Origin of the sequence: Paenirhizobium cremeum, from assembly GCF_047553425.1 — a bacterium.
Taxonomy (GTDB): Bacteria; Pseudomonadota; Alphaproteobacteria; order Rhizobiales; family Rhizobiaceae; genus Allorhizobium; species Allorhizobium cremeum.
The window spans coordinates 669,950-690,881 of sequence record NZ_CP180217.1 but is presented as its reverse complement, the minus strand read 5'-3'; the positions used below and the strand labels follow the sequence as shown (position 1 = coordinate 690,881).

Here is a 20,932-nt window from a genome sequence, read left to right as displayed (position 1 = left end):
GTTGCTTCATGGCGCATGTCGTCATTCTGGGTGCCGGGCTGGGCGGCACCATCATGGCCTATGAACTGAGGGAGGCACTGTCACGCAGCGACAGGATTTCGATCATCAACAAAGGAGCGAAATATTCCTTCGTTCCGTCCAATCCATGGGTCGCTGTCGGCTGGCGCGACCGCGACAGCATCGAGGTCGATCTGGAGCCCGCCTGCCGCAAGCGCGACATCACGCTCTATCCGCAGGGCGCCAGACGCCTGCACGCGGCGGAAAACCGCGTCGAACTTTCCGATGGCGCCTTCGTCGATTACGACTATCTGGTGATCGCCACCGGTCCGGAACTTGCTTTCGACGAGATCCCCGGCTTCGGCCCCGCCGCCAACAGTCATTCGGTTTGCCATATCGACCACGCGCTCGACGCCAAGGCAGCATTCGAGAAGCTGCTCAGGAAACCCGGCCCGGTGGTGATCGGCGCGGTCCAGGGCGCTTCATGCTTCGGACCGGCCTACGAATTCGCCTTCATTCTGGAAAAAGCGCTGCGCGATGCGAAGGTCCGCGACCGCGTTCCGATGACCTTCGTCACGTCCGAGCCCTATATCGGCCATCTGGGCCTCGACGGCGTCGGCGACACCAAGGGCCTGCTCGAAAGCGCGCTGCGCTCCAAGCACATCAAGTGGATCACCAATGCCCGGGTGAAGGAAGTCGGCTCCGACAAGGTGACCGTCGAGGAGATGAATGACGACGGCTCCGTCAAGGTGGCGCATGACGTTGCCTCTGCCTACACCATGATGCTGCCGGCATTCCGCGGCGTCGAGGCCGTGCGCGACATCGAGGGACTGACCAATCCGCGCGGCTTCATCCTCGTCGACAAACACCAGCAGAACGGCCGGTATCCGAATATCTTCGCAATCGGCGTCTGCGTGGCGATCGCCCCCACCGGCAAGACGCCGGTTCCGGTCGGCGTGCCGAAAACCGGCTTCATGATCGAGAGCATGGTGACGGCGACGGCCAAGAACATCTCGGCGCTGGTGCGCGGCGAAGAGCCGAAGGCCCAGGGTACATGGAACGCCGTCTGCCTGGCCGATTTCGGCGATGGCGGCATTGCTTTCGTGGCGCAGCCACAGATCCCGCCGCGCAACGTCAACTGGTCTTCGCAAGGGAAATGGGTGCATGCCGCCAAGGTGGGCTTCGAGAAGTATTTCCTGCACAAGATCAGGAGCGGACAGGCCGAACCCTTCTATGAAAAGCTGACGCTGCAGGTGCTCGGCATCGACAAGCTGAAAGCCGTCACATTCGACGAGGACTGATCGACCGGGAGTCATTCCAGCAAAAATGTGAAGCGGTCTTGCGTCTGGAATTACATAGAAACAAAGAGATAGAGCATTGAAGGCGACCTCGTTTTCGCCGGAGAGGCTCTAAAATGCAGAGCGCGACCTCGGCTTACGACGCCGCCTCCTGCAACGGTCCGGCATTCTGCTGTGCGGCCAGACGCTCGGCGATGTCGGCCTGCGCCATCGGGCGGCCGTAGAAATAACCCTGAACGTAGCGGATGCCGGCCGCCTGGACGGCCCGCAGTTCGGCTTCCGTCTCCACGCCCTCCGCCAGGCATTCGACCCCGAGATTGGCGGCCAGATCGGCGATCGCGCGAATGATGTTGCGGCTGACGGCCTCATCTTCCTTCAGCCCGGCGACGAAGCAGCGGTCCATCTTGATCCGGTGCAGGGGAAAGCGGTGGATATAGGCAAAGCTCGAATAGCCGGAGCCGAAATCGTCGAGAGCGATATGACAGCCCATGCCGGCAAGAACGCCGAGCGAAACGCGCGCACGCTCGAAATCCGTCGTCATCGAGGTCTCGGTAATCTCGAAAGTCAGCCTTCCCGGCGCGATGCCGCTTTCCCGCACGATGCGGGCAATATTGGCGATGGAGCGTGGCGAAACGAGATCGACGGCGGAAAGATTGAAGGAAAGCCTGAGAGCCTCCGGCCATTGCACGGCGGCATCGAGCGACTTTTTCAAAAGGATGCTGGTCATGCGCTCGATCAGGCCGGAACGCTCGGCCGCGGCAATGAACAGACCGGGGCTGACATTGCCGAGCTTTTCGCTCTCCCACCGGGCGAGCGCCTCGAAACCGACGATCCGCTCGCGCATCAGGTCGTATTGCGGCTGAAAGAGCACGAAGAGCTCGCGGACAAGATCGCTGCCGCGCAATGTCTGGTCGATGCGTCCGAGATCGTTCATCTCCGCCTCATGATCGGCGGAGAAGATCACCACGCCGCCGCGATTGTCGCGCTTGGCGCAAGCCAGCGCATGATCGGCACGCTCGTAGATCTGGCGAACCGTTTCGCCATTGGTGGGATAATGGGCAAAACCGATCGAGCCGGAGATGGAAACGCCGATCCCGGAGATCACGAAAGGCTTGCGCAGCGCATCGCAGATATCGCGGCCGAGCGAATGCAATCCGTCAAGGGTCAGCGTCCTGGGGATAGCCACCGCGAACTCGTCTCCGCCAAGGCGGGCGACCACATAGCCGGACGGGCATGCGAGATGGATGCGCCGCCCGACCTCCGACAGCAATTCGTCTCCGATCGCATGCCCGTGCAGGTCGTTGACCGGTTTGAAGCCATCGAGATCGATGATTCCCACATGGACCGGGGTTCCCGAATGCGCCGGACCGGACATATGGCTTTCGAGGACAGAGAAGAAATGGCGCCGGTTTGGCAGGCCGGTCAGGGCGTCGAAATCGGCCTGCTGCTCGGCGCGCTCCCTCAGCCGGTCGGCGACAACCCTCGCCCTTACCGAGCGGAGAATGGCGTCGCGCATCAAGAGCGCCATGCCGAGGGCGGCAAACGTGCCGGCGAGACCGATCAGGGCATAGCTCAAGAACACATCCGGCCCGCCGCGGCCGGCGAACCAGAGCATGGTTCCGACGGACAGGACGGACGAAAAGAGGATGACCCGCACGCTGATGCCGGATGTCGCAAAGAGGAGGGTCGCCAGCACGAAATAGACGAGCTTGGCGGGAACGAAATCCATCAGCAGCGCCGAGACGGTGTTGAGATAGATCAGCAGGTTCATCACCAGATTGGTGATTTCGAGCCGCAGATAGCCGCCGTCGCGCACCAGCCATTTCTGATGAAAGTAAAGGCTTATGACGCTGGTGACGAAGGAAAGCACGCCCAGCGCCCGGAAATGCTCGCTGTCCTGCCCGATAAAATGGAAGAGCGTGATGAGCCCGTAATAGATGGCGGAGGGAATGAGGAAGCCGCGGATGATGGGGCGGAAGGCTGCCGCCATCTCCTCGCGCATCGAGGCCGCAGGAAGGGCAGCCGCTTTGCCTTCGCTGTCATCCGCGTAACGGGAATTCGCGTAACGGGAGTTCCGGCTGTTGTCCGATGTTGTCATTTTTCTGTCGGCCAATGCTTGATCTGCTTGTTTGAAGGCGCAAGACGTCCGGCCCAGCCTTCATGCCAGCATTGATCGCATCGGATCTTCCAGACACGATCCGGTTTAGCAGCAACCCGTTGAAAAACAATAAACGTCAGGACTTCTAGAAACGCCTGTCCGACAGCGAATACGGCGAAACCCGCATTACATCAGGATGAAATTCTTCGGCTCCGGCAGCGGCGGCAGGTCACGTTCGCCCAGCGCCTCGCGCAGATTGATCTCGATGGTTTCGGCGATGGCACCGATCGGCAGATCGTTGGGAAGGTCGCCGAAGGGCTCTTCCAGCTCGTTGCCCAGGGCATCGAGGCCGAAGAAGGTGTAGGCGACAAGCGCCGTCGCGAAGGGCGTCAGCCAACCGAGCGCATCGGCGAAGCCGAAGGGCAGGAGGAAGCAGAAGATGTAGGCCGTGCGATGCAGAAGCAGCGTATAGCCGAAGGGCACCGGCGTGAAACGGATGCGCTCGCAGGCCGAAAGCACCGAAGACATGTCGCGGATGCTGCCTTCCAGCACCGAATACTCGATGTCGCTCAGTGCGCCGGCGGCCTTCAGCCGCGCCGTGAGCGCCCCCATCTCGCGCAGGAGAAAATCCGGCCGGTTGCGGCTTTCGAGAAAGGCGACATGTCGTTCCTTCGGCAGGCGCAGGAGAATGCGGCCGTGATCTCCGCCCGGCCGCAAATGGATGAGCAGCGCATAGGAAAAGGCGATCGCGAGCTGGAGCAGGCGGCGACGGGGAGCCGGCTCTCCGTCGATCGCCCGGCCATCGAGGATCAGGGATTGCCGGGCGAGGCTTCGGGCGGCGATCACCAGCAACCCCCAGTCCTTGCGCGCCTCCCACCAGCGGTCGTAGCAGGCATTGTTGCGGAAGCCGAGAAACACCGACAGGGCGATGCCGACCAGCGCCAACGGCGCGCTGTTGAAACCGGGAACCTGCTCCGGCATGAAACGATGGGCCAGGACCACCAGCGTCGACAGCGCCAGAACGAACAGCACCTGCGGGAAGATCATCGGCAGAACCGAACCGCGCAGGATGAAGAAGAGCGAGACGAGGCCGGGACGGTCGCGGACGATCATGGACGATGAACCTCTTTGCCCGAGGCCGAGCCGGGCCTGAAATGCGTCTGGTGCCTTCATAGGGAATTTTGCGCCATCGTCCACCGGAAATCATATGGACTGCCGGCAAGGAAGGCGCGTTAGCGACGGCAGGCGAGAGACCGTGGGGGCAAACGCGGGAACCGATGGCGCGCGACAATGTCACACGACTGTCACGTCGGCGGCCTATGCCCGCCCCTGGTTCTCATGACGTGTCCGAATATGCCCTCCGACAATCTCCTCCCCCGTCTCCGCTTCGGCCTGATCGCCGATCCGCAATATGCGCCCATCGAGCCCAACATGGCGCTCAACCGCCACTACGCGAAAAGCCTCGACAAACTCGAGGCGGCAATCGCCCGACTGAATGCCGAGGACCTCGATTTCGTGGTCACGCTCGGCGATGTGATCGACCGGGGTTTCGAGAATTTCGACAAGGCTCTGGACGTCTATGGCGGCCTTCGCCACCGGGCGTTTTTCCTGCCGGGGAATCACGATTTCTCCGTCGCGCCCGAGCGGCTTGCCGAGATTCACGGCAAGCTCGGCATGCCCGCGCCCTACCATGATTTCGTCTGCAAGGGCGTGCGCGTGATCCTGACCGACGGCAACGAGATTTCGCTGTTTGCGCCACCGCCGGGCGATCCGCGCCGGCAGGCGGCCGAAGCCCGGCTTGCCGCCCTGCAGGCGGCAGGGGCCAAGAACGCCCAGACATGGAATGCCGGCATGGGCAACGACCAGATCGCCTGGCTGGACGAGCGGTTGAAGCTTGCGGCAGCGGCCGGCGAAACCGCCATCGTGATGGGGCACTATCCGCTCTTTCCCGCCAGCGACCACAATCTGTGGGGAGCGGAAGACGTGGCGGGGCTGATTGCGGGCTCGCCCGCCGCTGCCGCCTATTTCTGCGGCCACAATCATGCCGGCAACTACGGCGCCCTCAACGGCACGCATTTCGTCAACATGAAAGGCATGGTCGACACGCCGGACGAAAATGCGTTCTCTGTGGTCGAACTGTTCGGCGACCGGCTGGAAATCCACGGCTTCGGCCGGGAGGAGAACCGGTTGCTGCCCCTATCGCCTGTGGCGGGGCTTCAGGCTGCCATCGGCTAATTCATCTGCGGCTCAGGCCGGGTGGCGCGGCTTTCGACAATCCTGTCCGTGGCGAGCGTCACGCCATAGGCGAATACCAGCACCAGCGGCGCGAGCGGCATTCCCTTCAATCCGAGCAGCAGGGTTACCAGCGGCACGAAGGTCGCCAGCGCCGAGAACACGACGCGCAGCACGGCAAGACCGCCGGGAAGCGACGGTTCCGGCCGAACCGCGAGCGCGGCCAGGGCGGCAAGCGCTCCCAGGTCATGGCTCTGCGTGTAGGGAGAAATCAGGAAGGTGGCATAGAGAAGGCTGCGGGATCGGGCAAGCGGCGCTTCAAGCCGCATCAGGCTCCAGATGAAGGCGGCGATGGCGGCCAACGCCACCGGCAGATGGATCAGCCGGGCGACATCCGCAGGAAAACCCAGGCTGCGCATGGAGCCGAAGACCGAGGGCACCAGATTGGGAAAGAAGCCGCCGAGATTGTTCATCAGATAGATCTGATAGGGCGCGTTGAAGGTGGCATAGCCGATCCAGCCGTTGATCCCGACGATCGCAAGCGACAGCGCCACCATAACGAGCGCGATGGCCAGCGCGGCCAGGAAGGTGCGCCAGTTGCCCTCGAAGATCAGCAGGATCGGCAGGAGCAGGCCGAGCTGCGGCTTGATGGTGAGGACGCCGATGGCAATGCCCGCGAGCACCGGATGGCTGCCGCGCAGGCCAAGGCCGTAAAGCATCAGCGCAGCGGTGAGAAAGCCGCTGTCCGCCGCCAGGATGTTGGCCAGCAGGAAGGGCAGCAGCAGGATGGCGGAAAATGCCGGAAAGTCACGGTCCTGCAGGCTGACGGCGTGACCGTAAAGCGCGAGTGTCGACAGGAGAAAGACCAGCGCCGAAGGCAGATAGGGCAGCAGGGAAAAGGGCGCGAATATCGGCAGCGCATGGGGCAGATAGCTCCAGTACTGCCAGCCGGCTTCCAGCCCGAACACCGAAAGGACATGGGAGGAATAGATCTCCTGCCCACGAAAGAGTTCCATCGCATCGCCGGACAAGAGCAGCGAGGACCCCAGCCAGATATTCGCATGGTTGCGCCCGGCAAAGACATCGGCAGAGGGATCGACGAGACCGACGCCAATGCCCAGCAGCAGGGCGAGGAGCACCAGCCCGGCAAGCGAAATCACCGCCGCGAGCGGCCAGTGCCGCCCTGCCTCCCGCCACGTCGTCTGCGCCTCCGACGTCATCATGCCCAGCTCCCCGTTTGGATGCGTCACGTTAGGATCTCGCCGTTAAGAAAGCACGAAATCCGGCGAACGGCACTCAAAAAGACGTCATCCCGCCACGGCCCATCCCTCGCTCCAGCGGCGCCTCAGCGCGTCACCCTCACCCCGGAAGAACGCCTCGGCCGGCGAGCAGCCGACGACGCGGTCCGCCCGAAAATTGCGGATCGCCGCGCGCAGTTCGCACCAGCCGACGAGATTGACGACGTCAGAATAATAGACGAGCGCGATCGGCCTCACGCGGCGCTCCGTCAGCCGGCCCTCGGCATCGCGATAGACGATGTCGAGCGACCGTTCGTCCCGGATCGCGCCGCGAACCTCGGCAAGATCGAGCGCCGGCGGTTCGGCGGCAACGCTGCCCCAGGCCCTGAGCACCGGCGCCTGGAGGCTTCGCCGCAACGGCTCCGGCACGGCGGCGGCGATCTTGTCGTTGACGGCGCGCGCCGCCGTCTTCAGCCCGGTATCGCCGGTCCGCTCCAGAAGCGCCAGGCCAAGCACGATCGCCTCCGTTTCCTCGACGGTCAACATCAGCGGCGGCAGATCGAAGCCAGGCCGCAGGATATAGCCCAGCCCGCGTTCGCCCTCGATCGGCACGCGCATGGCCTGCAGCGCGACGATATCCCGGTAGATCGAGCGCGGCGTCACCTCCAGCCGCTCGGCGATCTCTGCCGCCGTGACCGCATGCCGGGCGAGCCGCAGGATCTGGATGATCTCGAAGAGACGCGAGGCCTTTCGCATTTTTCTGAAGTCCTTGCCGAAGCCAACTGACACAATGATGTCAGTTGGCTCTCCTTAAGGAAACCCCAAGCGTCTGGAAACGGAGGAAAATCCGTTTTCGGCAGGTTCCCTTCCCTGGAGATACTGACATGGACTACGCACAGGCACTCTGGCTTTTTCTTCTGCTGATCTTCGGCATCATCATCGTGCCGGGCATGGATATGATCTTCGTTCTGGCAAGTTCGCTCGCCGGAGGGCGCAAGGCGGGCCTCACGGCGACCGCCGGCATGATGACGGGCGGCGCGGTGCATACGCTCTACGGCACGCTCGGCACCGGCATTCTCGTCGCCTATGCGCCGCGCCTCTTCCTGCCCCTCGTCGTCGCCGGCGCGCTCTACATGATGTGGATCGGCCTTTCTCTGGCAAAGAGCGCGATCACCATCGGCACGGTCGACGGAACGGGGCGGTCGACGCTCGCCGCCACCTTCCGGCGGGCGATGACGACCTGCCTGCTCAACCCGAAGGCCTATCTCTTCGTCATCGCCGTCTATCCGCAATTCCTGAAACCCACCTATGGGCCGATCCTTGCGCAGGGGCTCGTGCTGGGGCTGATGACGATGGCGGTGCAGGGCCTGGTCTACGGCGCGGTGGCGCTGGCGGGCGACCGTGCCCGCCACGCCCTGGCCGGACAGCCGGCGATGACGATCTGGATCGGACGCGCCGCCGGAGCCTTGCTGATCGTTGCCGCCGCATTCACGCTGGCCCACGGCCTGATGTCGGACCGACAGGTTTCCGGGGATATTTCTGGATAAAAATCAAATCTTTGACATATTTCCCGGAATCACCGGAATGTGACTTCATTCCGCCTTGCGAATTTTGCAATCATCCGCCCGCCCCAGAACCGCCGGCGCGTCCGGCCCCGATATCAATGGAGAAATCGATGAAGCTGAAACTTGTCATGGCCGCCGCCGTCGTCGCCGGGCTCGGAATGAGCGCTGCGATCGCCGCCGACGAACCGCAGGTCGTACGGCAGGAGATGATGAAGAAGGTCGGCGGCGCAATGGGCGCCATCGGCGCCATCGCCAAGGGTGAAAAGCCGTTCGACGCGGAGGTCGTGAAGGCTTCGCTCACCACCATGTCGGAAGTGGCCAAGGCGTTCCCCGACCATTTCCCCGCCGGTTCGGAAGTCGGCCTCGACACCGAAGCCAGCCCGAAGATCTGGGAAAACATGGATGACTTCAAGGCCAAGTCGGCAGCGCTCGCAACGGCGGCCGACGCCCAGCTCGCCGCCATGCCGACCGACCAGGCCGGAGTGGGCGCCGTGATGAAGGCCGTTGGCGGCACCTGCGGCGACTGTCATCAGACCTACCGCCTGAAGAAATAAGCGTCTGGCGGGTTGGCGGCGTCCGGGCCCCGCGCCAGCGGGCCGGCGCCCTCTGCCCGCCTTTCGAGACAATTCATGACAGGCGCGCCACCAACGGCGGGCCGCGAAATGCGGAGGGTGCTATGGCATCGAAATGGCTGAAGGGACTGGGCATCCTGATTGCGCTCGGCGCGGCGGGAGCCGCCGCCTTCGTCTACATCACCGCGCCCAAGCGGCAGGACCCTGCGCGGTGGACCAATCTCGGCGAGCCGGACCTTGCCAACGGGCGCGAGATCTTCTTCGCCGGCGGCTGCACGAGCTGTCACGCGGCACCCGGGGCGGAAGGGGATGCGCGGCTCGTTCTTTCCGGCGGCGCGCCGCTGAAGAGCCCGTTCGGCACCTTCCACGCGCCCAATATCTCCAGCAGCGCCACCGCGGGCATCGGCGGCTGGACGCTCGCCGAATTCGGCGATGCGATGACGCGCGGCGTCGGCCGAAACGGCGAGCATCTCTACCCGTCCTTTCCCTATGGTTCCTACGCCCGCATGACGCCGAAGGACGTCAACGACCTCTTCGGCTTCCTGAAGACCCTGCCGGCCAGCGAAGCGGTCGCGCCGGCGCATGAGCTGCCTTTCCCGTTCAACGTCCGCCTCGTGCTGGGCGGCTGGAAATTCCTCTATTTCAGCGATGCGCCGCGGGTCACCTTTGCCGGTCCCGACGACAGGCTGAGGCGCGGCCAGTATCTGGTCGAGGGGCCCGGCCATTGCGGCGAGTGCCATACGCCACGCGACGCTCTCGGCGGCTTCAAGGCCGGCGCTTGGCTGGCCGGCGGCCCGAACCCGGAAGGCGAAGGCAAGATCCCCAACATCACCCCCGGCTCGCCAAGCATCGCCACATGGTCGGAGGGCGACATCGTCGGCTATCTGGAAACCGGCTTCACGCCTGACTTCGACAGCGTCGGCGGCTCCATGGTCGAGGTGCAGAAGAACATGACCGAGATTTCGGCTGACGACCGCGAGGCGATCGCGACCTACCTGAAGGCGATACCGGCGGTGAAGTGAGCCCCGTCTAGCACGCAGACACTGCAAGCATTGACCAGGCCGTGCGGACGGATTTGATCGAGCATGGGCCTGCTTTGAAATGTGTCGCGGCTCTCGCCTTCGCTTCGTCACGGCACGCGAGCAGCACTCGTGCACGTCGCGCCGCCAGCGCGCTCGCCACTTCGAAACCTATGCCCGTACTGGCTCCCGTGACGATGAAGCACTTGCCTGACTGGTCCGGCACATCGGCCGTCGTAAATCCCTCGGATGGCATAGATTTATCCTCTCTCTCGATGCGGGTTTGGGAAGTTACGGGCGCCATGCCGGATCGAGTGCTGCGCCGGCGGCAGTCGCAACGCGCGTGTCCGTCAAACAAGCCTGATGAGCTATCTGCCGTCAGCCTCGGTCGGCTATCCCCGGCGCAGCGCGCACGAACTCTCCGGCCGTGACCTGATCGACCAGGAATTTCGCAAGGTTCCCGCGGGACAGCTTCATGCCGAGCTTCGTCTTGCCGTACCAGCCGACGTCCACTTTGCCTGTTGCGGACCCGTCCTTGAGGTTGGGAATCCGAACCAGCGTCCAATCGAGACGTGAGTTGCTCACCAGTTCAGCGGTCGCCTTGATGTCGTCATAGGCGTTGCGAACGATCAGCTTGAACAGCATGACGAATGCTTGCGACCTGACGTCGAAACCGTCCTTCGGATCACGATAGGCGGCGGTCGAGATTTGAATGAGGCGACGGACGTTCAGCTCTTCCATGACAGAGATGATCGTGCCAACGCCGCGCATGATCGGCCGCTTGTCACGCGATTTCAGACTGTTGGGGCCGAGCGCGCTGATGACTGCATCTGCGCCCGTCACGCATGCCTTGATCGCTTCGCGATTGTTGAGGTCGCCGACGACGACTTCGATCTTGCCATCGAAGGCCGCGAGCTTTCCGGCGTCCCGCGTGTAGACGGACAGCTCATATCCTTGCCGGAGCGCCTCTTCGATAATGTGTCTTCCGGTTGGTCCGGTCCCTCCAAAGAGAGCAATCTTCATCTCATCTTCCTCGTGTTTTTTGACCTGAGGGCCAACTGCTCTGGCTGTAGACATGCATGTTTGCGCTGACAGCCTGAGCAGTCGTCCGACCCACCGTCAGGCGGCCTTTTCCAAGACCTCGCGAACCTGGGCTTCGGTGGCGGCGATGGCGGCCTTGGCCGCCTCGGGCCCGAAGACAGTGCCTTCCACACGGACGATTTCGATTTCGGTCAGACCGATGAAGCCCAGGAGGTGGCGCAGATAGTCGGTCTGGAAATCAAAGGGGGCCCAGTCGCCTTCAGAGAAGACGCCGCCTGCGGCCGTGACGACATAGACCTTCTTGCCGGTCAGCAATCCCTGCGGCCTGCCGGCTTCGTTATAACCAAAGGTCACGCGCGGCCAAGTGACGTGATCGAACCAGGCCTTCAACTGCGACGACAGACCGAAATTAATCATGCCCGAACCCAGGACGATCACGTCAGCGACCTTCACCTCGTCGACGAGCTCTTGGGCAAGGTCGACCGCCTTAACCTGCGCGGGCGTGCGCGCCTCGGGGGCCGCGACGCGGCCCTGAATATAGGCCTGCGCGATATGCGGCAGTGGGTTGGCCGCGAGATCGCGAGTGAAAAGGGTGCCGCCCAGGCGAACCTTCAAGCCTTCGGCGATCTCAGCCGCGAAGCGGGTGGACAGGCTCTCGGGGCTACGAGGGCTCGAGATAACGAGGAGGATGTTGGCCATGGTTGCTCCGATGGGGACAGGGTGGTAAATTCTTGTTACCAACACTATTAAGATGACCACTAAGGCTCGCGCAAGAAGGCACTCCGATGACACTCAGTATCACTGATTTTCCTGCCCCCACCCAAGGTGACGACTGTCGGATGGTTCGAGAAATCCTCGATCTCGTGGGCGACAAGTGGACGCTTTACATCATCGCAACGCTCAAGGATGGACCGGTCCGGTTCAATGAATTGCGGCGTCGGATCGACGGCATCTCGCAACGCATGCTGACGATCAACTTGCGCGGACTGGAACGTGACGGCTTGGTGAAGCGGACATTGTTTCCCACTATCCCACCGCGCGTGGACTATGAATTGACAGAGGTCGGACGAACGCTTCTTGCACCGGTGATGGCTCTCGTAAGGTGGGCGAGCAGCAATCTGGAGAACATCCGGGACGCTCGTGTCCGATACGATGCAAGCTAAGGCGCGAGGGACACATTTGAGCCGGTATCCGGCGGTGGCGAGATGGACCGGCCGAGGAAGCCGTTGGCCAGCCGGTCATTGCGGGTGGCAATGGCCCGGTCGATCTTGAGACGACCAAACATGCGCTCGATGCGGTTGCGCTGCCTGTAGAGCGCCCGATCATACTCGATCATTGCGCATCGGCTCGAGCGACCGGGCACAAACCAGCGGGCCCATGCCACCGCGAACTCCAGCATCGCGCAAGCCTCGCCGGACAGAGTGACCCGCGTCACATGATCGGAGGCAACATGAGCATCGAAAGACGGCGGATGGAAAGCGCTTTGCGCTCGCTGCTCGACAGCTATCCCGATCCGGCCCTGCATCGCTGGGTCAACGAGACCGTGACCGCATTCGAAAAGCGACTCTCGGCGATCGTCGATCCGCGGGAGCGTGACGACGCCCATCGGGCGGCGCTCATCCTCATCAAGACGACGCTGCAGAAGTGGTCGGAGAATCCGCCGCTCCGGCACTGACGACGACGGGACCGTCCCACCCTTTTTCACGGGCGAAACATGCCTCGCGATTGACACGGCAGCCCATGCCCCCGATACTGGCGGCGATGGTTCCCCAGAAGCGGCGCTTCGGGGATTAATAGGGAACACGATAGGGACGACCCTGACGGGGCTCGATTCGTGGCTGCCCCCGCAACTGTGAGCGGCGAACGCCTGAACGACAAGGCCACTGGAGCAATCCGGGAAGGCAGTTCAGGGGTCATGACCCGCAAGCCAGGAGACCTGCCATCGCCTGTTGTCGCCTGCCGGACGGGGTGTCCGGAAGACAGGGCATGGTCTCCGGACAATCTTTCCGACCGACCCTCGCCCCGTTTTCCACCCTTCGATCGTCGGGCATCATCGTCATCGTTCGGAGGGAAACATGTCCGCGACCACCATCACTTCATCCGCTTCGTCCAGCGTCAGCCGCTTCGCGCCGGCACTTCTCAGCGTCTTCTTCGGCCTCTTCATCGTCGGTTTCGTCGGCTTCTCGCCGATGGAGGTGGTGCACAATGCCGCGCATGATGCCCGTCACGCCAACGCCTTCCCCTGCCACTGAGCCGCATCGCGATCTTTTAGGTTCGCTCCACGCGCTTTCAGTCTTTGTTTTATCGCATGTCACCGCCGCAAAACCGCGACGCGCTTTTGCGCGACATGCCTTGAGGGGGATTCCATGTCAGTTTTTCGTTCGCTCGTCTTCACTTCGGTGCTGGTCGGGCTGATCGTCGGGACCGCCGTGACGCTTGCGCAGTTTCTCGGTACGACCCCGCTTATCCTGGCCGCAGAGGTCTTCGAGACCGGCGGCGCCGCAGACGGTCACAGCCACGCCGCCGGCGCGGCCGAGGAAGGCCATGACCACGGCAACACCGCAGCCGCGGCCACGCAGGCGGACGACCATCATCACGACGCGGATGCCTGGGCACCCGCCGACGGCTTCGAGCGCAATGCCTACACCTTCGTCGCCAATGTGCTGACGGCCATCGGCTTCGCCCTGGTTCTGAACGGCCTGATGCAGATTTCCGGCACGGAAAGCGACTGGCGGCGCGGCCTGATCTGGGGTCTTTGCGGCTTCGTCGCGTTCATGCTGGCGCCGGGTTTCGGCCTTCATCCGGAGCTTCCGGGCACACCGGCCGCACCGCTCTTCGAGCGTCAAGTCTGGTGGATCGGCACCGCGGCATCGACGGCGGCCGGCCTTGCCCTCTTGTTCTTCCAGCGCAGGCCATGGGCCGCGGCTCTGGCGATCGTGCTGATCGCGCTGCCGCATGTCATCGGCGCACCCGTGCCGCCGGAAGGCGAGCAGGCGCTTGCGCCGGAAGCGATGTCGCATCGTTTCGTCGTGGTGGCAACGCTGACCAGTCTCCTGTTCTGGTCGTTGCTCGGCGCCTTGAGCGGTCACTTCCGCCGCCGCTTCGAAGCCTGACCCGATATGGCAGGCGGTCCCTGCCCCGAATTCGACTGGCGCATCGATATCGATGCGCTGGTCTTTCTGCATGAAGGCTCTGCCTGCCGCGGTTTCGTGCACCGTCTCGCCTTCCGCAGCCTGACCGGGAAGACCTCACCCTTGCCTCGGGACTGCATGGACTGGTTCGGCCGGCATCATCCGGCCTTTCTCCTGGCCGCCGACCGCAAGCTGAAACGCGGGAAACCCGCAGGCAACACCTTCAGCCTCACCAGCCGCGACATTCGCCGTGCGCTGGAGGCGGTCTCGGATATTCCCGACGTCAGCGATGTTCAGCGGAAAATGCCGTGATTTCGCTCTCGGCCTCAGGCACCCAGAGCCCGAGCGCCTTCAGCACTTCCGCGGTAAAGGTCACCGGAGAATTGCCGGGCGCCGTCACGATACCGCCGTCGGAGACGGCCTGCGGCCGGTCGATATACCGCCCGGCGCCGCGATAGCCGGGATATCTGCTATGCGAGGCAAGCGAATTGCCGGTATGGGCAACCTCGTCCAGAACGCCGGTCGCAGCGAGCGCGCTTGCAGCCGCGCAAATACCGCCGACAACCCTGCCCTTCGCATGGAAGCCCTTCGCCAGTTCGGAAAAATCGAAGGCCTTCCCCTTCTCCCAGGCATAGCCGCCGGGAATGATGAGCGCATCGGAACCGGCCGGATCGATTTCGGCAAAGCTCATGTCGGGCGTCACCTTCAGACCACCCATTGAGGTCACCGGCCTGCCATCCGGCGAGGCTGTGAGCACCTCGCAGTCGAGATAGTAGCGCGCGGCGGCCATCAGGAGCGCGGGTTCCCAATCGGCGAAGTCATTCTGCAAGGCAACAATGATGCGGGGCATTCGGTTTTCCTCCGGAAAACGTCTCTGTTTTAAGAACGATGCTCAGGACAAGGCCTGCATGTAGCGCATGCCCGTCACCGGACGCGGAACGAAATCCATGTGCTCGTAGAAGCGATGGGCCGCGAAATTGCCGGTGGCGGCGCTGACGGAAAGGTAGTCGCAGCCGGACTGGCGCGCCATCTCCTTCGCACGCGCGACCAGATGCTGGCCGATGCCGTTGCCGCGCTGGCCGTCACGGACATAGAGGTGATGCAGGTCCATGCCGCGCTTGGCTTCCTGGGCCTTGTAGAGCGGCACGAGGATGGCGTAGCCGATCAGGCCTTCGCCGCTATCGGCGACAAGGGCGGAAATCCAGGGCATGGGGCCGAAGAGATCGCGCTCCAGCTTTTCCGGCGTCATGGCCGAGGCGTCGCCATGATGGGCGGCGAGTGCCGCGATCATTTCATTGAGCGCCGGCAGGTCCTGACGTTTCGCCGCGCGGATGATGACGACCGGGGGCCGTGGGAGGGTGATATCGGTATCTTCAGTCATGTTCGCTTCCCTTTTTCGGTTACCGCCATCAGGGGAAGCTGCTGAAAACAACAAGGCCGCCTGACGGCGGCCTGTTGACAAGATGATCTGTCGGGCCGCCGGTTACCGGTAGGCCCAAAAATACGTGCAGGAGATGAGTGCGCGTGCGTCGATCATGGACGCATGGAATGCACCCATTTCAATCGATTGTCAACGGGCGAAACCTGCGGGCCCATGACAGAGGATTCCTGCGGGCGCATAACGACATCGTGCCTTGCCTTTGCCGAAAAGCGCGCGAGAATGATTGGGCTTGGATCTTCCGGATCGCGGTCATGACGTCTGACAGAAGCTTCGAAAAACCGGTCTCGCGCCGGGCCGTTCTCGGCGGCCTTCTCGGCGCGATGCTGCTGCCCGAAATCGCCGGCGCCATGGACACGCCGGTCAACCCGCCGCTGATCGGCCGCGACTACGCGCGGGAGCGCCAGACCTTCCATACCCATCTTTTGACCAGGGGGCCGGCGCCGGACAAATACGAACCGCTCGATCCACCCGCCAATGCCGAGCGGATCTTCTACAGATCCGGCCGCAACGGCAACCTGCAGCTTGCGGCGTGGGTTTCGAAACACCAGCCCTCGCACAAGCTCCGTCCGGCGGTTCTTTTCCTGCATGGCGGCAATGCCATGGGCGCCGGTCACTGGACGCTGATGAGGCCCTATATCGACTCGGGCTATGTGGTGATGATGCCGACGGTCCGGGGCGAAAACGGGCAGGCCGGCGCCTTTTCCGGTTTCTACAACGAGGTGAGCGACGTTCTGGCGGCGGGCGAGCATCTCGCCGGCCTGCCGGGTGTGGACGGAGAGCGACTGTTCCTTGCCGGCCACAGCATCGGCGGCACGCTCGCCATGCTGTCGGCCATGGCATCGAACCGGTTCCGCGCCGCCGTGCCGATTTCCGGCAATCCCAATGCCTTCCGTTTCTTCCGGCGTTATCCGGAGGATATCCGCTTCGACGACAGCGATATCCACGAGTTCGAGGTCCGCACCGCGCTCTGCTATGCGCAGAGCCTCAAATGTCCCACCTACCTGATGCACGGCACCAAGGAGCCGCATCTCAACCAGGGCGCCAGACTGATGGAAAAGCGGGCGAAGGCGGCCGGACTTCCGATCCAGGCTAGCCGGATCGAGGGCGATCACACCACCGCCCTGCCGCACGCCATATCCCGCTCGATCGGCTTTTTCCGCTCGGTATCGGCCTGATCCGGAGGAATTACCGGACGATCGGATTGCCCGCCCGATCGGTCCAATGCTTGACGAAGCCGATCTTGGTGAGTTTCAGATCCTCATCTGAATAATGCACCACCTCGTCGGGCGAGCGCGTCCCGACCACGAGATAGCTGACCGGGCCGTCCGAGCGATTTTCCAGACAATGACCGGCGGCAACGCCTGCCTTGAAGGTCGCACTGTCGCCGGGCTGCATTTCGGCGATCACGTCCCCCTCGTGCAGGGTCACGGTTCCGGAAAGAACGAAGACGAATTCGTCCTCGCGCTCATGCCAGTGCTTGCGCGACGAGCGGGAGCCGGGCGGAAGCGTCTCGATGAAGGCGCCGAACTGGGTCAGTCCGCCGGCATCGCTGAGCAGCCTCGCGCTGTAGGGGCCGAGTTCGCCGTTCGGCCCCTTGCCGTCATCCTGGTCAAGCGGCGCATCCTCCTGCCTGATTACGGGCATGGCCTGTTCCTCAATGTTCGTGGTTGCAAAGACCGTGGTCGGAGAGCGCGCGGATGACATAGCAGTCGCCGACGCTGTGGGCCCCGCAATGGGAGGCAATACGCTCCAGTTCGTCCTCCAGCTTCCTGAGGCGGGCGATCTTTTCGCGCACCTCGATCAGCTGCTCGCGGGCAATATCGTCGGCGCGCTCACAGGGTTCGTCGGGATGGCGGCTCAAGGCCAGAAGTTCCCGGATCGCATCGATCGGGAAACCGAGATCGCGGGCGTGGCGGATAAAGGTGAGACGCTCGAGATCCGGCCGCTCGTACCGCCGCTGGTTGCCTCCCGTGCGGTCGGCCGCCGCGATCAGGCCCATCTGCTCGTAGTAGCGGATCGTCGGCACCTTGACCCCGGTGCGGCGGGACAAATCTCCAATCGAGAACATCTTTCGCATCCCCAGAAATCTCTAGTCTCTATAGAGATTAGGAGGCACGCTCGCGGAAATCAAGGAAGCGGAAACGACAAAGGCGCCTTTCGGCGCCTTCAAAGGGATCGGCGAGGCCGTATAACTCAGGCGTCGTACTCGTCGAAGGTCACGTCGTATTCCCGATAAACATCCTCCACCTTCTGGGCCGCGGTGCGGTCATCGGAGGAGGAGGCCGACGAGGTGCGCTGCGTCATCGAAGGCACCGGCTTGCGGCCGCCATCGACGACCCAGAGGGTGCTGGCCAGGGAATTGGACAGAAGAGAACTGCTGAATGTGCCCGAACCGCTGAGACGGCTCGTCGTTACCGGCGCCTGCTCGTTAGCGCTGTCTTCGCCCTCGGCGGAGATCGGCACGTACCGGTTCTGGTAATAGTAGCTGTTCAGACCGCTATCGATTCGCATGGCGGACGCTCTCGTTTCAGAAGTTAACCAATCATTAACCATTGAAGCTTGCGCGAAGCTTGCGTCCCACATTGCAAAGACGATAACAGCCCTTGCCTTGGGCGCGAAAACACGAACGGCATCGCGAATCGGGCTCTCCCTGCAAACGGCAAGGCTCCGCGTCGGCACGACCTTCGTCATGCCGGACGGAGTCTCCTTGTCGAATAGTGTCGAACCGCTCTTTCAGCCGCCTTCGGGGGCATGCGCCAGTTGCCGGGAAGCCTTGCCGCTCCCGCCGACGACATTGGCGGCCGTCGACAGGGCGACATGGACGGTCATGCCCTGACCTCCTCTCATGGTGGCCTCGGCGTTACATCTTACCCGCAACCTTGATAGCGAAGGCGTATTCGAAGGCGACTTCCTCCAGACGCTGGAAGCGGCCGGACTTGCCGCCGTGGCCGGCGGCCATGTTGGTCTTCAGGAGGATCGGAGCTTCGCCCGTCGTCTTCTCGCGCAGTCTCGCCACCCATTTGGTCGGTTCCCAGTAGGTGACGCGCGGATCGGTAAGGCCGGAAAGCGCGAGGATCGGCGGATAGGGCTTCTCGCCGACATTGTCATAGGGCGAATAGGCGGCGATCCAGCGATATTCCTCTTCCGACTCGATCGGATTGCCCCATTCCGGCCATTCCGGCGGGGTGAGCGGCAGCGTGTCGTCGAGCATGGTGTTCAGGACATCGACGAAGGGAACGGCGGCGATGATGCCGGCGAACTTTTCCGGTGCCATGTTGGCGACCGCGCCCATCAGCATGCCGCCGGCGGACCCGCCTTCCGCAATGATCCGGTCATAGGAGGTGAAGCCTTCCTTCACCAGATAATCGGCGGCGGAGATGAAGTCCTTGAAGGTGTTGACCTTCTTTTCCATCTTGCCGTCTTCGTACCAGGAGAAGCCCTTGTCCTTGCCGCCGCGGATATGGGCGATGGCATAGACGAAGCCGCGATCGGCGAGCGACAGGCAATTGGTGTTGAAGCCGGCGGGAATGGTGATGCCATAGGCGCCGTAACCATAGAGCAGGCAGGGGGCGGAGCCGTCGAGCTTCGTATCCTTGCGGTAGAGAAGCGTGACCGGCACCTTCTCGCCGTCATGGGCTTCTGCGAAGACACGGCGAGTGACGTAATCATCCGGATCGTGGCCGGATGGCACTTCCTGGGTCTTCAGGAGCACGCGCTCGCGCGTCGCCATGTTGTAGTCGAAGAGCTGCGACGGCGTCGTCATCGAGGAATAGGAGAAGCGGATGACGTCGGTGTCGTATTCGGCAGCCCCCTGCAGGCCGAGCGAATAGGCCTCCTCGGCGAAGGCGATGGCGTGTGCCTCGCCGGACTTGCGGTCGCGGATCATGATGACCGGCAGGCCATCGCGGCGCTCCAGCCAGACGAGATGGCGGGCAAAGGCCATATGGGAGAGGATCAGCCGGCCCGGCTCATGCGGCACGACCTCTTTCCAGTTCTCCTTGCCGGGGGCCTCCACCGGCGCCTCCATGATCTTGAAGTCCTTGGCGCCGCCGTCATTGGTCAGGATATAGAAGACGTCGCCGCCCTCGGTCATCGAGTATTCGACGCCCTCCACCCGCTTGGCCACCAGCCTGGGCTCCGCCGTCAGGTCCTTAGTCGAGAGAATATAGTATTCGGAGGTCTCGTGATCGTGAATGTCGATATAGATGAAGTCGTCGAGCAGCGAACCGCCGACGCTCATGAAGAAACCGGGGTCCTCTTCCTCATAGACAAGCCGGTCGGCCGATTGCGGCTGGCCGACGATATGGTGGAAGACCTTGGACGGACGATGGTTCTCGTCCTGCAGCGTATAAAAGAAACTCTTGCCGTCGGGCGCCCATGCGCCGCCGCCGCCGGTGTTCTCAATCACATCGGCCAGATCCTCGCCGGTTTCGAGATTGCGCACGCGCAGGGTGAAATATTCGGAACCCTTGTCGTCATAACCCCAGATGCCGAAGGCATGGTCGCTCGAATGATCGATGCCGGCGAGACGGAAATAGTCCTTGCCGGCGGCTTCCTTGTCGCCGTCGAGCAAAAGCTTCCGGATCGCTTCGTCCTTGTGGTCGGCGTCGCGCGGAATGCGGAAGTAGCGCGGCTGCTCGCCGCCGGTGACGAAGGCGGTGCCATAGGCATAAGGGCCGTCCTTCATCGGGATCGAAGAATCGTCCTCCTTGATGCGGCCCTTCATCTCGGCAAACAGCGCCTTCTGGAGATCTTTCGTATCGGCCATCGCCGCTTCCATATAGGCGTTCTCTGCCTCCAGATGCCGGCGCAGTTCCGGGTCGAGGAGGCTCGGGTCCTTGAACATCGCCTGCCAGTTGTCGGCCCGCATCCAGGCATAATCGTCGGTGCGGACAATCCCGTGCCGGATATCGGTCACGGGCTTCTTGGCGGCACTCGGGGCAACGGGCAGATTGTTGAAGACGGACAAGGGAAGACCTTCCTTCTCGGAAAACATGACGGTGTCTGAGAGATAGAGAGGGCGAAGCCCACGATCAAGCCGGAATCCGAGGGCGGCTACCCGGTCTGGAACGGGACAGGCACGTGGCGCCGGAGCGCTTTTTCCGTCGATTGATCCGGATCAATGCGCATGCTGCGACACCATGACCGCACCCACCTCGAAAATTGATAAGTGTCTATTTCTCTTCACTTTTACGACAGAATCGCCAGGCGAACGCCATTGGTTTTGCACGTAACGGTCTCATTTGTGACGATTTGTCACAGGGGAGCCACTTAACCTTTTTCAAAAATGGGAGCAGGTA

The 20,932-nt window shown here is 62.8% G+C and carries 24 protein-coding genes, 1 pseudogene and 1 riboswitch; of the genes and pseudogenes, 11 read left to right on the top strand and 14 right to left on the bottom strand.

Features of this window, described 5'->3' with window-relative positions:
• Positions 1-8: 8 nt before the first annotated feature.
• Positions 9-1,298 (top strand): NAD(P)/FAD-dependent oxidoreductase, encoded by a 1,290-nt coding sequence (locus ACLBKR_RS03280; protein ID WP_414900620.1) that lies wholly within the window; start codon positions 9-11, stop codon positions 1,296-1,298.
• Positions 1,299-1,431: 133 nt separating this feature from the next.
• On the opposite strand, the gene ACLBKR_RS03275 is transcribed toward ACLBKR_RS03280, so the two are convergent.
• Together ACLBKR_RS03275 and ACLBKR_RS03270 are read right to left on the bottom strand one after the other, a co-directional pair.
• On the bottom strand, positions 1,432-3,393 hold the full coding sequence (locus tag ACLBKR_RS03275) for an EAL domain-containing protein (protein WP_113439452.1): 1,962 nt from the start codon (positions 3,391-3,393) through the stop codon (positions 1,432-1,434).
• A 186-nt stretch (positions 3,394-3,579) separates the two neighbouring features.
• The gene (locus tag ACLBKR_RS03270) at positions 3,580-4,506 is read right to left on the bottom strand and encodes a bestrophin family protein (RefSeq protein WP_112829154.1); all 927 of its coding nucleotides are present in this window, start codon (positions 4,504-4,506) and stop codon (positions 3,580-3,582) included.
• A 240-nt stretch (positions 4,507-4,746) separates the two neighbouring features.
• Here ACLBKR_RS03270 and ACLBKR_RS03265 point away from each other — a divergent pair, with 240 nt between their 5' ends.
• Positions 4,747-5,628, top strand: a complete 882-nt coding sequence (locus ACLBKR_RS03265) for a metallophosphoesterase (RefSeq protein WP_113340356.1) — start codon at positions 4,747-4,749, stop codon at positions 5,626-5,628.
• On the opposite strand, the gene ACLBKR_RS03260 is transcribed toward ACLBKR_RS03265, so the two are convergent.
• Both ACLBKR_RS03260 and ACLBKR_RS03255 read right to left on the bottom strand, forming a co-directional pair.
• Positions 5,625-6,848: a glycosyltransferase family 87 protein gene (locus ACLBKR_RS03260; RefSeq protein ID WP_113439451.1), complete on the bottom strand. Its 1,224-nt coding sequence runs from the start codon at positions 6,846-6,848 to the stop codon at positions 5,625-5,627. The two genes, ACLBKR_RS03265 and ACLBKR_RS03260, sit on opposite strands and share 4 nt — an antisense overlap.
• A gap of 84 nt (positions 6,849-6,932) precedes the next feature.
• Positions 6,933-7,619: a helix-turn-helix transcriptional regulator gene (locus ACLBKR_RS03255; RefSeq protein WP_112829153.1), complete on the bottom strand. Its 687-nt coding sequence runs from the start codon at positions 7,617-7,619 to the stop codon at positions 6,933-6,935.
• A gap of 128 nt (positions 7,620-7,747) precedes the next feature.
• Here ACLBKR_RS03255 and ACLBKR_RS03250 point away from each other — a divergent pair, with 128 nt between their 5' ends.
• From ACLBKR_RS03250 to ACLBKR_RS03240, 3 genes are all read left to right on the top strand, one after another.
• Positions 7,748-8,410: a LysE family translocator gene (locus tag ACLBKR_RS03250; RefSeq protein WP_113439450.1), complete on the top strand. Its 663-nt coding sequence runs from the start codon at positions 7,748-7,750 to the stop codon at positions 8,408-8,410.
• Between the two features lie 128 nt (positions 8,411-8,538).
• Positions 8,539-8,982: a c-type cytochrome gene (locus ACLBKR_RS03245; protein WP_112829121.1), complete on the top strand. Its 444-nt coding sequence runs from the start codon at positions 8,539-8,541 to the stop codon at positions 8,980-8,982.
• Between the two features lie 122 nt (positions 8,983-9,104).
• The gene (locus ACLBKR_RS03240; RefSeq protein ID WP_113457022.1) at positions 9,105-10,022 is read left to right on the top strand and encodes a cytochrome c; all 918 of its coding nucleotides are present in this window, start codon (positions 9,105-9,107) and stop codon (positions 10,020-10,022) included.
• 85 nt (positions 10,023-10,107) lie between these two features.
• Here ACLBKR_RS03240 and ACLBKR_RS03235 read toward each other — a convergent pair.
• From ACLBKR_RS03235 to ACLBKR_RS03225, 3 genes and pseudogenes are all read right to left on the bottom strand, one after another.
• A pseudogene (locus tag ACLBKR_RS03235) lies at positions 10,108-10,275 on the bottom strand (SDR family NAD(P)-dependent oxidoreductase); the annotation flags it as partial.
• A 122-nt stretch (positions 10,276-10,397) separates the two neighbouring features.
• Complete coding sequence (locus ACLBKR_RS03230) at positions 10,398-11,042, bottom strand: SDR family oxidoreductase (protein WP_113426155.1); 645 nt, start codon at positions 11,040-11,042, stop codon at positions 10,398-10,400.
• 96 nt (positions 11,043-11,138) lie between these two features.
• Complete coding sequence (locus ACLBKR_RS03225; RefSeq protein WP_113457023.1) at positions 11,139-11,759, bottom strand: NAD(P)H-dependent oxidoreductase; 621 nt, start codon at positions 11,757-11,759, stop codon at positions 11,139-11,141.
• Between the two features lie 86 nt (positions 11,760-11,845).
• On the opposite strand from ACLBKR_RS03225, the gene ACLBKR_RS03220 reads away from it, so the two are divergent.
• The gene (locus ACLBKR_RS03220) at positions 11,846-12,223 is read left to right on the top strand and encodes a winged helix-turn-helix transcriptional regulator (RefSeq protein ID WP_414900613.1); all 378 of its coding nucleotides are present in this window, start codon (positions 11,846-11,848) and stop codon (positions 12,221-12,223) included.
• Here the strand turns inward: ACLBKR_RS03220 and ACLBKR_RS03215 are convergent.
• Positions 12,220-12,396: a transposase gene (locus tag ACLBKR_RS03215; RefSeq protein ID WP_162708245.1), complete on the bottom strand. Its 177-nt coding sequence runs from the start codon at positions 12,394-12,396 to the stop codon at positions 12,220-12,222. The genes ACLBKR_RS03220 and ACLBKR_RS03215 overlap by 4 nt on opposite strands.
• Positions 12,397-12,510: 114 nt before the next feature.
• On the opposite strand from ACLBKR_RS03215, the gene ACLBKR_RS03210 reads away from it, so the two are divergent.
• The 4 genes from ACLBKR_RS03210 to ACLBKR_RS03195 all read left to right on the top strand — a co-directional run bounded on the left by ACLBKR_RS03210 (position 12,511) and on the right by ACLBKR_RS03195 (position 14,503).
• Positions 12,511-12,735: a hypothetical protein gene (locus ACLBKR_RS03210; protein ID WP_112829151.1), complete on the top strand. Its 225-nt coding sequence runs from the start codon at positions 12,511-12,513 to the stop codon at positions 12,733-12,735.
• Between the two features lie 70 nt (positions 12,736-12,805).
• Positions 12,806-13,019, top strand: a riboswitch (cobalamin riboswitch).
• 116 nt (positions 13,020-13,135) lie between these two features.
• Positions 13,136-13,312: a CbtB domain-containing protein gene (locus tag ACLBKR_RS03205; RefSeq protein WP_112829116.1), complete on the top strand. Its 177-nt coding sequence runs from the start codon at positions 13,136-13,138 to the stop codon at positions 13,310-13,312.
• A 114-nt stretch (positions 13,313-13,426) separates the two neighbouring features.
• On the top strand, positions 13,427-14,173 hold the full coding sequence (locus tag ACLBKR_RS03200; RefSeq protein WP_113457024.1) for a CbtA family protein: 747 nt from the start codon (positions 13,427-13,429) through the stop codon (positions 14,171-14,173).
• A gap of 6 nt (positions 14,174-14,179) precedes the next feature.
• Positions 14,180-14,503, top strand: coding sequence for a hypothetical protein (locus ACLBKR_RS03195; RefSeq protein WP_113439446.1), 324 nt, complete (start codon positions 14,180-14,182; stop codon positions 14,501-14,503).
• On the opposite strand, the gene ACLBKR_RS03190 is transcribed toward ACLBKR_RS03195, so the two are convergent.
• A complete protein-coding gene (locus ACLBKR_RS03190; RefSeq protein WP_414900610.1) occupies positions 14,475-15,041 on the bottom strand; it encodes a DJ-1/PfpI family protein in 567 nt (188 codons plus the stop codon). The two genes, ACLBKR_RS03195 and ACLBKR_RS03190, sit on opposite strands and share 29 nt — an antisense overlap.
• 42 nt (positions 15,042-15,083) lie before the next feature.
• A complete protein-coding gene (locus ACLBKR_RS03185) occupies positions 15,084-15,653 on the bottom strand; it encodes a GNAT family N-acetyltransferase (protein ID WP_244712028.1) in 570 nt (189 codons plus the stop codon).
• A 230-nt stretch (positions 15,654-15,883) separates the two neighbouring features.
• Between ACLBKR_RS03185 and ACLBKR_RS03180 the strand changes: the two genes are divergently transcribed.
• Complete coding sequence (locus ACLBKR_RS03180; RefSeq protein ID WP_112829111.1) at positions 15,884-16,807, top strand: alpha/beta hydrolase family protein; 924 nt, start codon at positions 15,884-15,886, stop codon at positions 16,805-16,807.
• Between the two features lie 10 nt (positions 16,808-16,817).
• Here ACLBKR_RS03180 and ACLBKR_RS03175 read toward each other — a convergent pair whose 3' ends face one another.
• From ACLBKR_RS03175 to ACLBKR_RS03160, 4 genes are all read right to left on the bottom strand, one after another.
• On the bottom strand, positions 16,818-17,276 hold the full coding sequence (locus tag ACLBKR_RS03175; RefSeq protein WP_112829110.1) for a cupin domain-containing protein: 459 nt from the start codon (positions 17,274-17,276) through the stop codon (positions 16,818-16,820).
• A 10-nt stretch (positions 17,277-17,286) separates the two neighbouring features.
• Positions 17,287-17,700: a MerR family transcriptional regulator gene (locus ACLBKR_RS03170; RefSeq protein WP_112829109.1), complete on the bottom strand. Its 414-nt coding sequence runs from the start codon at positions 17,698-17,700 to the stop codon at positions 17,287-17,289.
• 125 nt (positions 17,701-17,825) lie between these two features.
• A complete protein-coding gene (locus ACLBKR_RS03165) occupies positions 17,826-18,323 on the bottom strand; it encodes a hypothetical protein (protein WP_162708244.1) in 498 nt (165 codons plus the stop codon).
• Between the two features lie 169 nt (positions 18,324-18,492).
• Positions 18,493-20,601 carry a S9 family peptidase gene (locus tag ACLBKR_RS03160; RefSeq protein WP_112829150.1) on the bottom strand — a complete coding sequence of 703 codons (2,109 nt, stop codon included), beginning with the start codon at positions 20,599-20,601 and terminating at the stop codon, positions 18,493-18,495.
• Positions 20,602-20,932 lie beyond the last annotated feature (331 nt).